Raw genomic sequence first — 12,886 nt, forward strand, 5'->3', positions numbered from 1 at the left:
TCACGGACTTAAGCTGAGTATTGTCACAAAGGCGTAGTGCCCCGTGCCGCCGATGTTATGCGCCAGCGCCATCCCATTCCTAATAGGCGCTTGGCGGCCCCTCTCCACCTGTTGTCGCAACTGCTTGGCAAGCTCTGCTATCATTGAAACCCCAGTGGCCCCTATTGGGTGGCCCTTTGCCTTCAACCCCCCATCTAGGTTGACTGGTATCAACCCGCCAATGTACGTCTGTCCCTCTCGTATTAGCTTGTAGCCCTCCCCACGTTTGGCAAACCCCAGATCTTCATAAGCCATAATTTCCGCAATTGTGAAGCAGTCGTGTACCTCAGCTACGTCTAGGTACTTAACAGGATTCTGAGGATCAATGCCTGCTTTCTTGTACGCCATTTGGGCGGCGACTTGCGCTGCCTCGAGCCCCACGAAGTCTAGCCTTTTGCTCAAGTTAGCGGTTCCATTTGCATAGCCAACAGCCTTGATCCAGACTGGAGTGTCCGTGAGCTTCTTTGCGACTTCTTCGCTTGCTAGTATTACCGCAACCGCGCCGTCAGTTATGGGGCTACTGTCGTACAATTTCAACGGCCACGCCACGTAGCGCGAGGCGAGGCACTCCCCCACTGTGATGACCCTCTGGAACTGGGCCTTGGGGTTGAGCGAGCCGTAGTAGTGGTTTTTTACAGCTACTTTACAGAAATCCTCCTCCGTAGCTCCGTATCTATTCATATATGCCGTGGCGTACAGCGCGTAGTACCCGGGAAAGGTTAAACCAAAGTTTTCAAATTCCCAGAAGTAATTCCCCGCCCGTCCAATAAACTCCACCACCGTAGGCGTAGGAGACTCGTTCATCTTCTCCACACCGATAGCCATGACTATATCGGCCTCACCACTGGCAATCATGTGGTACGCCGTCCTAACAGCGGCTGATCCGGTGGCGCATGCGGCTTCTACTCTTATCCCGTTTCTAGGAACAAAACCGCAGTATTCTCCAACCACCACTGCAGGTAGAGCCTCTGAAGACCACCCACCGACATTCCCCACTACGAAAGCTTGGATGTCTTCAGATCCGAGACGTGCGTCATCTAGAGCCTCCTTCACGGCCTCCCAAGCTAATTCTGGTAAAGACACGTCGGCTCTGTTGCCGAATTTACTGACACCAACCCCCTACCACTGCTACCTTACCCATGTAAAAAGGCAGTAAAGTAATATTTATTGATAGTCTTAGACTTTAGGTGGATTTAGGTAACTATTTTGGCTACTTCGTCAGGTATCTGCCCCTTTTCCTTCAGTAATCTAATTAGCTGGCGGTAAGCCACCAGCTTCTGGATGTTGTTAGCTCCCTCGTATATCTGGGTAATCTTGACGCTTCTCAAAAACCTCTCGACGCCGGTCTCCCTAATTACCCCCACGCCGCCGTGGAGGTTGATGGCCTCGGAAATCACCTCCTCAGCCACCTCTGTGGCGTAGAACTTAGCTAGAGACGCCACGAAGGTGAACTCCCGCCTGTCCTCGTCGGCCAGCTTAGCCGCGAGGTAGGTCAAGAGCCTCGCCGTGAAGATCTTAGCCATCATCTCCACCAGGCTGAACTGGATGGCTTGGAAATAGGCGACGGGAACTCCGAAGGCCTGCCTCTGGTGTACGTACTGGAACGCCCTCTCAAAGGCGGCCTGGGCCATGCCCACAGCCTGGGCGGCGACGCCTATCCTCGTCCTGTCGAAGGTCTCCATTGCGTAGAGGAAGCCCATCCCCTCCTCCCCCACCCTATTCTCATCGGGCACCTCCACGTTTTCAAGCACCAGCTCACAGGCGTGGTTGCCGTGCAAGCCCATCTTGTGGTAGCACTGCTCCACCTTGAAGCCGGGGGTGTCCCTCTCCACGACGAAGAAGGTGAGGCCTAGGTACCTGACCTTCTTGTCTGGTGGCGGGTAGGTGCGGGCCAGCACTATGAAGTAGTCCGCCACGTCGGAGCTACTGATGAAGGCCTTACGGCCGTTTATAACCCACCTTTCTCCCTTCTTCTCGGCCTTTGTCTGTATGCCAGCCACGTCCGAGCCGCAACAAGGCTCCGTGACGGCGAAGGCCCCGAACTTCTCCCCCCGGGCGATGGGCGGGACGTATTTCTGCCTCTGCTCCTCGGAGCCGAACAGCATTATTGGGGTAAGGAAGAGCTCGTTGGTGCCGAAGTAGACGCTCAGCCCCGGAAGGACTTTGCAGAACTCCTCGCTCATTATAACCGCCATTCTGTGGTCGCCGCCCTGCCCACCGTATTTCTCAGGTATGCCTATCCCGAAGAAGCCCTGCTCCGCTATTTTTTTAAGGAGGTCTCTAGGAACCTCGTCCGTCTCCTCTATCTGCATAGCGCGGGGGGCGACTTCCCTCTCCAGAAAATCCCTCACGGCTTTTCGAAACATTTCGTGCTCGGGGGTCAACACAATGGAGTAGTCCTCCACCGTATCAAATGGGAACACCATGTGGGGGAAAGGGGCCTTAGTATTTAAGCATTAATTTCGTCAAGATGCACATCTTAACATACTTCAACACGTGAAAGCTTTTTAAATTAGGCAGGTTTTTATACATATGCCAAGTAGTGCTGAAATATTTGAAAAGTACGTCAAGAGCAGGGTGTGGTCCAGAAACTACGACGAGGGCGTCCCGCCGGAGGTCGATATTAAACCTTCTCCGCTTTTCACCTATCTAGATAAGCAAGCCGCAGAGAACGGGGGCCGCGCCGCCTACATCTACTTCAACAACCGGGTCACCTACCGCACAGTTGGGGAACACAGCGACAGAGTTGCGGCGGCGCTGAGGGAGTGGGGCGTGGGCAAGGGCGACGTGGTGGCGCTGTACATGCCCAACACCCCGGCCTTCCCCGTTGTATACTACGGCGCGTTGAAGCTAGGCGCCGCGGTGACCCCCATGAACCCCATGTACACGCCGCGGGAGGTTGCGTGGCAGGCGAAGGACGCCGGGGCGCGGATCATATTCACAGTGGATGTGCTGTATAAAAACGTAGAGGAGGCCGATAAGCTGTACCACTTCGACCGCGTGGTGGTGGTAGAGGTGAGCGAGTACATGCCGGCCATTATCAAGCCGCTCGCCAAGAGGAGGCTAAAGCCCCCGAAGATACAATACAGCCAGCGCGTAGTGCCATACAAGTCGTTGCTGAGCCACAGCCCGACGCCGTACCGCGCAAACATAAACCCCACGGAGGACTTGGCGGCTTTGATGTACACCGGCGGCACCACGGGGCTCCCAAAAGGCGCCGAGATTACCCACGGCAACATCTCCTCCAACCTACAACAGCTAAAGCCCCTCTACGAAGCCGTCAAGCGGAGGAGGGGTCTAGACAGCCTAGTTATGATGGGCTTGCTACCGTGGTATCATATATATGGCCAAGTCACTGTGATGCACTACGGCATATTCGACGGCGCCACTGTCGTCGTGATGCCTCGGCCAGACATCGAGCAGTTGATGAAGCTGGTGCAGAAATACAAAGCCCAAGTCCTCCACGGCGTCCCCACTCTCTACAACATGATCAACAACCACCCCAAAGCCGGCCAATTCAACCTCAGAAGCCTAGCCTTCTGCATCTCCGGAGCGGCGCCCCTGCCCGTGGAGGTTGCAAAAAAATTTGAACAAATCACGGGGGCCGTGCTGAGGGAGGGCTACGGCCTTACAGAAACCGCCGTAGTCACCCACGTAAACCCCCTCTACGGCAAGGCAAAGGAGGGATCCATAGGCCTCCCCATACCGTCCACATACGCCGCCATTGCGGACCCCGACAAGCCTGAACTACTACCCCCAAACCAGGTGGGGGAGCTCGTCATCTCCGGGCCTCAGGTATTCAGAGGCTACCACAACCGCCCCGAGGAAAACGCCCAGGCCTTCTTCCACTGTTGCGGATTGAGGTGGTTTAGAACCGGCGACATGGGATACATGGACGAGGAGGGCTACTTCTACATAGTCGACAGAAAGAAGGACATGATTAAGTACAAGGGGTACTCCGTCTTCAGCCGCGAAATTGAGGAGGTTCTCTACCAGCACCCCTGTGTAAAGGAGGCGGCGGTAATCGGCGTCCCGCACCCAGAGGCGGGGGAGATACCCAAGGCCTACATAGTGCTGAGAGACGAGTGCAAGGGCAAGGTGAAGCCGGAGGACGTTATAAAGTGGACCGAGGATAAGCTGGCCCATTACAAAAGGCCACGCGCGGTGGAGTTTAGAGACGAGTTGCCTAAGTCTGCCGTGGGCAAAATCCTGAAGCGTGAGCTTAGGGCAGAGGAGTTGAGGAGGCTGGCTGAGCAAAAAGCTTAATTCCGGACAACGCCCCGCCACTGTGAAGATCGGCAGTCTAGAGGTGGGGAGGGTGGGGCTGGGCGCTTGGCAAGCCGGGGGCGGAGCCTGGCGTGTAGACCCGGCCGAGATAAAAAGAGCCTATGAATACGCACTTGACCACGGCCTGAACTTCATAGACACCGCAGAGGTGTATGGAAACGGGAGAAGCGAGAAGTTTGTGGGGGAGTTGATACGCCAGCGGCCGCACGTCGTCGTTGCGACTAAGGTCGCCGGATTCCACTGGGGCCGCATCGTCAAGAGCGCAGAGATAAGCAGGAGAAGGATAGGGCGAGTTGACCTACTGCAGTTCCACTGGCCGCCGCCGGTGTACGTGCCAATTTGCAGAGTGGTGCGCGGCTTGGAGAGAGCTGCGGAGCTGGGGCTCGCCTCTGAGATAGGCGTCAGCAACTTCGACATAGGCCTCATGGAGCGGGCCAAGACGTGTACTAAGAAGTACGAGATCGTCTCCGACCAGGTGGTATACAACCCGTTGCAGAGAGCTGCGGAGAGGCTGATAGAGGCTGGGAGGAGGATGGGGGTTACAGTCATATCCTGGAGCCCCCTAGCCAAGGGGGCGGCTGTGAAGGAGTCTCTCGGCGACGATCCGGCGAGGAGGCTTGATCCCGTAGTCAAGAGGGCGGCTACGCCCGCGGGGAGGAGGGTAGTTGAGACTATTAGAAAAATCGCCGCGGGTAGGGGGGTTAGCCCGGCGGCTGTGGTGCTGGCTTGGCACGCGGCTAAGGGCGCCTATCCAATTCCGGGGATAAAGACCGTGGAGCAGGCACATGACGTTGTGGAGGCTGTGGGCCTCGAGCTGTCAGAGGCCGAGGTTAGGGCAATAGACGAGGCGTCTGCGCAGTTCGTCCACGGCTCTATATGGCCGTCGGGTATGAGGTACATACCTGGCTTCTTGCTGAAGCTGGGTTTTATATTAGCAAGTGTATAAACTTCAACTATAGACGTATATACTCTTTAAATATACCCTTTTTCACCTAATCATGCCAAAAGCAGCCGTTGTAGGCGCGGGGACGATGGGCCATGGCATTGCTGAGCTTTTCGCAATCGCCGGCTACGAGGTGGCGCTGGTCGACGTCGCGGAGGAGTACCTCAAGAGGGCTCTACAGAACATTGAGTGGTCTGTCAAGAAGCTGGCCGAGAAGGGGCAGGTAAAGGAGGACGTCCAGACAGTTATGAGCCGGATAAAAACCGTAGTTAACGACATATGCAAAGCTGTTGAGGGGGTTGAGGTTGTGGTTGAGGCTGTGGTGGAGGATATTGAGGTGAAGAAGAGAGTTTTTGCTGAGGCTGATCGTTGCGCGCCGCCGGAGGCTATACTAGCCACAAACACCTCCTCACTTCCAATAACAGAAATAGCCGAGGCAGTGAAGCCAGAAAGAAGACCAAGAGTGGTGGGAATGCATTTCTTCAACCCACCACCACTAATGCCACTGGTAGAGATTATAAGGGGTAGGTACACCAGCGACGAGACTGTTAAGAAAACTGCGGAGTACGCGGCGAGGCTGGGTAAGCAGACCGTCGTGGTGAACAGAGACGTCCCTGGTTTTATTGTCAATAGAATTCTGGCGAGGGTAAACGAGGCGGCGTGCTGGATGGTGGCGAGGGGGGAGGCCACTGTCCAGGAGATAGACTCGGCCCTCATGTACAAAGCCGGGTTGCCCATGGGCGCCTTTATCTTGATGGACTACACTGGGATAGACGTAGTCTGTTTTATAGGCGACGCCATGTTGAAACGAGGCTTCAAAACCCATCCATGCCCCGTAATCACTGAGAAGTGTCAGCAGAAGAAGTATGGTGTGAAGACTGGTGAGGGTTTCTACAAGTACCCAGCTCCGGGTAAATTCCAGTGGCCTGAAGTACCCAAGTCCGCCGGGGATAAGATAGACATCGCCTACATACTCGCCCCTGCGGTGAATGAGGCGGCTTACCTACTTAGAGAGGGTATCGCCACTAGAGAAGATATTGATAAGGCTGTTCGTCTTGGTTTAAACTGGCCTAAGGGGCCGCTGGAATACGCAGATGAACTAGGCATAGACACCATAGTAAAAGCCCTAGAAGAGTGGAAGGGCAAGACCGGGTTTGAGGAGTATGAGCCCGACCCGTTGCTGAGGAGTATGGTGGCCAGCGGGAGGCTTGGGAAGAAGAGCGGTGAGGGGTTCTATACATATGTCAAGGCTGAGGAGAAGAAGCTCGAAACTCTTATCGTGAGGTATGAGCCGGGCATTGCCTGGATTATACTGAACAGGCCGGAGAGGCTTAACGCGATTAATCCCAAGATGATTGAGGAGCTTTGGAAGGTGCTCGACGAGATTGAGCAGATGGATTACGAAAAGGTGCGGGTGGTGGTTATAACGGGGGCGGGCAGGGCGTTCTCCGCGGGGGCTGACGTAACTGGATTCATGGGGGCGACACCTGTAACAATTTTCAAGATATCTAGGAAGTTGCAGATGTTGTACGACAGGCTGGAGCTACTCGACAGGCCCGTAATATGTGGGCTGAACGGCTACACGCTGGGCGGCGGGCTGGAGCTGGCGATGGCTTGCGACTTCAGAATAGCGTCTGAAACCGCCGAGCTTGGCCAGCCAGAGATAAACCTAGGCTTCATACCAGGCGCCGGCGGGACGCAGAGATTGGCGAGGCACATCGGGAGAGATAGGGCAAAGGAGCTCATCTTCACTGGCGACAGAATACCGGCGCGTGAGGCGGAGAGGCTCGGCTTGGTGCACAAGGTGGTGCCTCTAGACAAGCTTGAACAGGAGCTGAGAGCCTTTGCAAATAAGCTGGCGGAGAAGCCGCCCCTGGCGCTGGCGATGGCTAAATACGCGATTAACTTCGGCATCGAGGCGCCGCAGTGGGTCGGCATGGTGCTGGAGGCCGCCCAGTTCGGCCTCCTATTCAGCACAGAAGACGTCATAGAAGGCGTATCGTCCTTCCTACAGAAGAAGAAGCCGCAGTTCAAAGGCAAGTAAAGTCACTTTTTTAAAGAACCCCCATCCCTAACCCCTATGGAGGAGTTCATCCAACTCCTAAAAAGGCTTTCAGAGGCGAGGGGGCCCTCCGGCTTTGAAGACGAGGTAAGGGAGGTCGTGGTTAGGGAAATGGAGCCGTATGTCGACGAGGTGGTGGTGGATCGGTGGGGGAATGTAATTGGGATTAAGCGGGGCGCCTCGGAGCGCCGCGCCATGGTGGCTGCCCACATTGACGAGATTGGCCTCATGGTTGATCACATAGACAAGGAGGGGTTCCTCAGGTTTAGACCAGTCGGAGGCTGGAACGAGGTGACTCTCGTGGGCCAGAGGGTGTGGGTTAAAACTTCCCGCGGCACGTGGATCCGAGGCGTCGTGGGCTCCACACCTCCCCACGTCACTCCGGCGGGCAAGGAGAGGGAGGCGCCTGAGATCAAGGACTTGTTTATAGACATCGGGGCTTCTAGCAGAGAGGAGGTGGAGAAATTGGGCGTGGAGGTGGGCTCCGTGGCTGTGCTCGACAGGGAGTTCGCCGTGCTGAACGGCAGGGTGGTCACCGGAAAGGCTTTCGACGACCGGGTAGGCGTAGCCGTCCTGCTGTACGCCTTGAGACAGTTGAAAGAATTGCCGACGACTCTATACGCCGTGGCCACCGTACAGGAAGAGGTTGGGCTCCGTGGGGCGCAGATTGCGGCTGAGAGGATAAACCCCCACTACGCAATTGCGCTCGACACGACTATAGCGGCGGACGTGCCGGGGGTGGGGGATAGGCTACACGTCACCAAGATCGGCAAGGGCCCCGCCATTAAAGTCCTCGACGGGGGTCGCGGGGGGCTCTTTATAGCGCACCCCCAGCTGAGGGACCACATTGTGAAAATCGCCAGGGATATAGGGGTTCCGTACCAGCTGGAGGTTCTGTACGGAGGCACCACCGACGCCATGGCAATAGCGTTTAGGCGTGAGGGGATACCGGCGGCGACGATATCTATACCCACCCGCTACATCCACTCGCCTGTAGAGGTGCTCAACGTAGAGGACGCCGTCAACGCCTCTAAACTCTTGAAAGCGGTGTTGGAGAGGACCACCCCCGCGGTGATAGACAGCTTCCTAGACAAGAGGATTAAGTAGCTACCGCTTCACCTGCCCCGTCACGAGGTAATACGCGTGGTTGGCGATATACACGGCGTGGTCGGAGGCCCTCTCCAATAGCCTAAGCACGACGGTTTCCATAACCTTACACCGGTCGGCCCCTTTGAGTACCTCCATGAGGGACTCTTCATATGCCCTGTCGACCACATCGTCGTCCAGCCTCTCCACCTCAGCCAGTGCCGAGATGTCCCTCTTTAGAAACGCCTCGACCGCGGTGGCCACCATCTTCTTCACCACCTCGCCTACCTCGACAACTCTTTTAGACCAGCAACCAGATCCGAGCCTCTCAACTACGACGGCGATGTCGTACGAATACCTAGCCACTCTATACACGTCATATGACACAAAGAGGGCACCCTTGAGAAATCTAAGATCGCTCGCCACTGGGGAATACCTCGCCACGGCCTCCATCACGAGGTCTGAAATCTCGTGGTGCAAGTCGTGTATCCTCGACGCCAGCTCTCTAATGACGGTTGAATTGGGCTCCTCCCTCAGCGCCATGGAGAGCGCCTCCTCCGCCGTCTCGGCGCCCTCTCTAATCTTCCGGGCAATCTCCCCCTCGGCAATGTCAAGAAGCCTCCTCACACCGATTAGGGTACTACCCAATATAAATCAATTATCCATATGCAGGCTACGGCGGGGCGCTACGACTTAACTCTCTGGAGCACCTCTCTACACCTGGCCACGAAAAGTTTGAGATCTTCAACCGCCAGCTCTAGGGAAGTGTATCTGCTGAGCAGAGCCTCTCTATCCACGCCGTTGTACTGAAATTCGTGGAGGTTCAAAGCGAGGTCTGTTAGAGACACCACATCGAAGTCTACCACATCTCTGAGCCTCTGGGCAACCTCCCGCAGTTTACTAGACGGCATGTAGGCTATCAGCCAATCCACCCTAGCCACCGTCCGGCCGTCGCGCGTCTTGACAACTCCGGGGTAGTGCCTAGCCAACACCTCTCTGTGAAACGCCGCCAGCGCCGCCATCAGCGACTTCCAAGCCTGAAACGCCTTGCCAGCCGCGTTTCTGTACATCTCCTCTCTAGTAAACTTCTCGGCAAGCTCAAGCTCGTACCTCGCCTCCTCTAGCCTAATCTCCACATACCTCCCCAAATCCCTCCAGGGGTGGACCAGCAAAGTCACTAGACGGGGAGGCCTCTGTTTTTAAAAACCTTCAGCGACTAGACTCCTAGATAGGCCTTCTTGACGTGATCGTTCTCCGCCAGCTCCCTCGGCGCGCCTTGAAGAACGATTCTCCCGTTTTCCAGCACGTAGGCGTAGTCGCTTATCTCCAGCGCGGCGGCTACGTTCTGCTCCACCAGCAACACAGACATCTCGCTCCTCAGCTGGCCGATGGTGCGGAATAGGTCGGACACCACCTTCGGCGCGAGGCCGGCGCTGGGCTCGTCTATAAGCAAGACACTTGGCCTAGACATGAGGGCCCTGGCTATGGCCAACATTTGTTGCTCCCCGCCGCTCATCGTCCCAGCCTTCTGCCTCCGCCTCTCCCTAAGCCGGGGGAACAGCGAGTAGACAAATTCGAGGCTGTCTGCCAGCTTGCCGCGCGCCCGCTTTGTGTAGGCCCCCATCAGGAGGTTCTCCTCCACGGTCATCTCGGGGAAGAGTCTCCTCCCCTCGGGCACCAGGGAGATTCCCAACTCCACCTTTTTGTGAGGCGGCACGTTTGTCACGTCGACGCCTCCGAGCTCCACCTTGCCGCCCCACGGCTTCACAACCCCCATCACTGTCAGCAACGTCGTGGTCTTCCCAGCGCCGTTGGGGCCCAGGATCGACACCACCGAGTTCTTACCCACTTCAAACGAGACGTCGAAGAGCACCTGCAACTTGCCGTAGCCCGAGGCCAGCTGGGAAACCCTCAGCGCCATGGCTTCCCCAGATACACCTCCACTACCCTGGGGTCGCTGAGGGCCTTCTCAGGCGGCCCCTCCGCTATGATCCTGCCTTGGTGCATCACGATTACCCGATCCGCCAGCTGCGCCACCGCCCTCATTCTGTGCTCCACCATGGAGATCGCCGATATACCCCTCTCATCAGACAACCTCCTCAGCAGAGCCGCCATCTCGTCTATCTCCGTCGGCGTAAGCCCCGCCATCACCTCGTCTAACAGAAGTAGCTTTGGCCTCCCCGCGAGAGCCCTGGCCAGCTCTAAAAGCCTCAACTCGTTGAACGTAAGCTTGCCGGCCAGCTGGTGCCTCTTCTCGTACAGCTTTACAAATCTCAAAGCCTCTTCAGCAACCCTCACCGCCTCCTCCTTCCCATACCCACCGTTGAAAATAGCCCCCACCACCACGTTCTCCAGAACAGTCAGCTCTGGAAAAGGCCTGGGCACTTGAAAAGCCCGCGAGATGCCCAGCCTCGCCCGCTTGTAAGGCGGCATGTCCGTCACGTCGCGGCCCTCAAAAACCACACGCCCCTCATCGGGCTTGTACACGCCGTTTATCACATTGAGGAGAGTGGTCTTGCCAGAGCCGTTTGGCCCAACCACCGCCACGAACTCCCCCCTCCCGAGCTCAAAACTAACGCCGTCCAGCGCCCGCAGGCCGCCGAATTTCTTCACCACGTTCTCCACCTTCAGCAACGTCATGGCAACCACCTCCTAAGCATAGGTACCCTCTCTCTGAGCGTACCCACCACACCCTTAGGTAGCAGGATTACCACTAGGAAGACTATCAGCGAGGTGACAAGCGCCTGCGTCCCCGGCGCCACTAAGCCCGTGAGGTACCTAACGCCGAAGTATATAAGCCCGCCTACTATTGGCCCCGTCACGGTCCCGGCGCCTCCGAGAAACATAACCGCGAGCCCGTCGAGGATGTACTCAACGAAAAAGACGTTTTCTGGGAACACCTGCATATTCCCAAGGCTGAAGTACGAGGCGCCGAGGAGGCCCGACAGCGACGCGCTGGTTAGAAACGCCAGTAGCTTATACTTCGTTGGGTTTATGCCCATCACCTTGGCGGCGTCTTCGTCTTGTCTAATCGCGGCGAGGGCGTATCCCGCCCGGCTTGCCTGTATGATATACATCGCGACCACCGCTATCAAAGCTGTGACTAATATCAATATGGTCGATCCCACGTTGGCTATGTACAGCGCCGTGTCCCTCCCAAAAGCTTTGAACATGTTGGCGCTTAGTATCAGCCCGGCGCCGCCCCCCCAGATGTTTGCCCCCACGATCAAGTGCTTAACCCCCTCGTTTACGCCAATCGTAGCGATGGCGAAGTAGGCACCCCTAAGCCGCAACGCTATTGCCCCCACAACCGATGCGAGGCCCGCCGCGAGCAAAACCCCCAGCGCGAGGCCGATAGGCAACGCCGCGACGCCCAGCCCAGGCCAGTACGTCACCGTGACCCCCACGCCGTATGCGCCCATTGCAAGAAAGGCGGCGTAGCCGAAATCGACATATCCGGTGAGGCCCACAAAAATATTCACCGCTTGGCCCAGCGCCATGAAAAAGGCAATGGAGGCAATCAGCTTTGAATACTCCGGGAAGACAAAGGCGGCCCCCATCAAGGCGAGGTATATGCCCAGGGGTATGTAGGGCCTCATAGCCTAAACAGCCCCGTGGGCTTAAACAGCAGGACGAGCAGTAGCAAGACAAAGGCGAGGAAGAGCGCCATTTGTGAAGGCTCGGCGAAGCCGAGAGCCGAGAAGACGTAGAAACCCACAGACTCAAAAACGCCGAATAGGAGGCCCGCTAGGTAGGCACCCATAATAGACCCAAGTCCCCCCAGCACCGCAATTACGAAACCGATTAGGGTATAGGGGCCGCCCATGTAGGGGTTAATACCCACCGGGATGAACAGGGTGAGGAGCACGCCGCCGAGGGTCGTGACGCCTATACCGACGGCGGCGCTTGCGGAGAAGACCCGCTGCACGTCGACGCCGACAACCATCGCCCCCACTGGGTCCTGAACCACTGCCCTAATAGACCTGCCGAAGTAGGTCTTCCTTAACAGAAGCTCCAGAGCCACGGCTATTACCAACGCGAGGACGGCGCCGATCAACTTCGTAATCTCTATCTGGAGCCCGGCCACCTCCACCGACCCGATGCTCCACCTATAGCCAACGAAGTCGGGCCCCCAGACGAGCCTAGCCACCTCAGCCAGAAGCGCCCCGAGGGCGAAGAGGGCGACTAATATGTTCAGCTCGGCCTTGCCCAACGGCTTAATGACTCCTATGTATACAAGGTAGCCGGCCGCCAGACCCACTAGGAGGGCTATTAGGGCGGAGCCAAAGGGCGGAAGCGCCCACGAGATGAATGCCAGGTAGGCGATGTAGGCCCCAATCATTATAAAAGATCCGTGGGCCACGTTGGCCACCCTCAACACGCCGAAGATGAGACTCAGGCCGAGGGTGGTCAGGCCGTAGACAGAACCGATTATGATGCCTGTGAGGAAAAAGGGGAGTATATCCATC

The 12,886-nt window shown here is 56.9% G+C and carries 11 protein-coding genes and 1 pseudogene; 4 read left to right on the forward strand and 8 right to left on the reverse strand.

Going from position 1 to position 12,886, the window contains the following annotated elements:
- Both P186_RS12580 and P186_RS12585 read right to left on the reverse strand, forming a co-directional pair.
- A pseudogene (locus P186_RS12580) lies at positions 1 to 1,180 on the reverse strand (thiolase domain-containing protein).
- 52 nt (positions 1,181 to 1,232) lie between these two features.
- Entirely contained in the window at positions 1,233 to 2,465 is a 1,233-nt protein-coding gene (locus tag P186_RS12585) for an acyl-CoA dehydrogenase family protein (protein ID WP_014289896.1), read from the reverse strand.
- Between the two features lie 106 nt (positions 2,466 to 2,571).
- Here P186_RS12585 and P186_RS12590 point away from each other — a divergent pair, with 106 nt between their 5' ends.
- The 4 genes from P186_RS12590 to P186_RS12605 are packed head-to-tail and all read left to right on the forward strand — an operon-like array spanning position 2,572 to position 8,438.
- Entirely contained in the window at positions 2,572 to 4,305 is a 1,734-nt protein-coding gene (locus P186_RS12590; RefSeq protein WP_014289897.1) for a long-chain-fatty-acid--CoA ligase, read from the forward strand.
- A gap of 22 nt (positions 4,306 to 4,327) precedes the next feature.
- The gene (locus P186_RS12595) at positions 4,328 to 5,272 is read left to right on the forward strand and encodes an aldo/keto reductase (protein WP_014289898.1); all 945 of its coding nucleotides are present in this window, start codon (positions 4,328 to 4,330) and stop codon (positions 5,270 to 5,272) included.
- Between the two features lie 52 nt (positions 5,273 to 5,324).
- Positions 5,325 to 7,313 (forward strand): 3-hydroxyacyl-CoA dehydrogenase/enoyl-CoA hydratase family protein, encoded by a 1,989-nt coding sequence (locus P186_RS12600; protein WP_148683072.1) that lies wholly within the window; start codon positions 5,325 to 5,327, stop codon positions 7,311 to 7,313.
- Between the two features lie 36 nt (positions 7,314 to 7,349).
- The gene (locus tag P186_RS12605; RefSeq protein WP_014289900.1) at positions 7,350 to 8,438 is read left to right on the forward strand and encodes a M42 family metallopeptidase; all 1,089 of its coding nucleotides are present in this window, start codon (positions 7,350 to 7,352) and stop codon (positions 8,436 to 8,438) included.
- On the opposite strand, the gene P186_RS12610 is transcribed toward P186_RS12605, so the two are convergent.
- From P186_RS12610 to P186_RS12635, 6 genes are read right to left on the reverse strand one after another with little or no spacing between them, the layout of a single operon-like run.
- A complete protein-coding gene (locus P186_RS12610; RefSeq protein ID WP_014289901.1) occupies positions 8,439 to 9,044 on the reverse strand; it encodes a phosphate signaling complex PhoU family protein in 606 nt (201 codons plus the stop codon).
- Positions 9,045 to 9,103: 59 nt separating this feature from the next.
- The gene (locus tag P186_RS12615; RefSeq protein ID WP_014289902.1) at positions 9,104 to 9,595 is read right to left on the reverse strand and encodes a PaREP1 family protein; all 492 of its coding nucleotides are present in this window, start codon (positions 9,593 to 9,595) and stop codon (positions 9,104 to 9,106) included.
- Between the two features lie 38 nt (positions 9,596 to 9,633).
- Positions 9,634 to 10,338 (reverse strand): ABC transporter ATP-binding protein, encoded by a 705-nt coding sequence (locus tag P186_RS12620; RefSeq protein ID WP_014289903.1) that lies wholly within the window; start codon positions 10,336 to 10,338, stop codon positions 9,634 to 9,636.
- Positions 10,329 to 11,057 (reverse strand): ABC transporter ATP-binding protein, encoded by a 729-nt coding sequence (locus tag P186_RS12625; RefSeq protein ID WP_014289904.1) that lies wholly within the window; start codon positions 11,055 to 11,057, stop codon positions 10,329 to 10,331. Before P186_RS12625 ends, P186_RS12620 begins: the two co-directional genes overlap by 10 nt.
- Positions 11,054 to 12,016: a branched-chain amino acid ABC transporter permease gene (locus P186_RS12630; protein ID WP_014289905.1), complete on the reverse strand. Its 963-nt coding sequence runs from the start codon at positions 12,014 to 12,016 to the stop codon at positions 11,054 to 11,056. The genes P186_RS12625 and P186_RS12630 overlap by 4 nt, the downstream gene beginning before the upstream one ends.
- A complete protein-coding gene (locus P186_RS12635) occupies positions 12,013 to 12,885 on the reverse strand; it encodes a branched-chain amino acid ABC transporter permease (RefSeq protein WP_014289906.1) in 873 nt (290 codons plus the stop codon). Before P186_RS12635 ends, P186_RS12630 begins: the two co-directional genes overlap by 4 nt.
- Position 12,886 lies beyond the last annotated feature (1 nt).

This window comes from Pyrobaculum ferrireducens (assembly GCF_000234805.1).
Classification (GTDB): Archaea; Thermoproteota; Thermoprotei; order Thermoproteales; family Thermoproteaceae; genus Pyrobaculum; species Pyrobaculum ferrireducens.

Bases quoted from the DNA above. Each gene is read 5' to 3' on its own strand.
- P186_RS12590 (WP_014289897.1), top strand. From the start codon at position 2,572: ATGCCAAGTAGTGCTGAAATATTTGAAAAGTACGTCAAGAGCAGGGTG.
- P186_RS12600 (WP_148683072.1), top strand. From the start codon at position 5,325: ATGCCAAAAGCAGCCGTTGTAGGCGCGGGGACGATGGGCCATGGCATT.
- P186_RS12605 (WP_014289900.1), top strand. From the start codon at position 7,350: ATGGAGGAGTTCATCCAACTCCTAAAAAGGCTTTCAGAGGCGAGGGGG.
- P186_RS12635 (WP_014289906.1), bottom strand. From the start codon at position 12,885: ATGGATATACTCCCCTTTTTCCTCACAGGCATCATAATCGGTTCTGTC.
- P186_RS12630 (WP_014289905.1), bottom strand. From the start codon at position 12,016: ATGAGGCCCTACATACCCCTGGGCATATACCTCGCCTTGATGGGGGCC.
- P186_RS12585 (WP_014289896.1), bottom strand. From the start codon at position 2,465: ATGGTGTTCCCATTTGATACGGTGGAGGACTACTCCATTGTGTTGACC.
- P186_RS12620 (WP_014289903.1), bottom strand. From the start codon at position 10,338: ATGGCGCTGAGGGTTTCCCAGCTGGCCTCGGGCTACGGCAAGTTGCAG.
- P186_RS12625 (WP_014289904.1), bottom strand. From the start codon at position 11,057: ATGACGTTGCTGAAGGTGGAGAACGTGGTGAAGAAATTCGGCGGCCTG.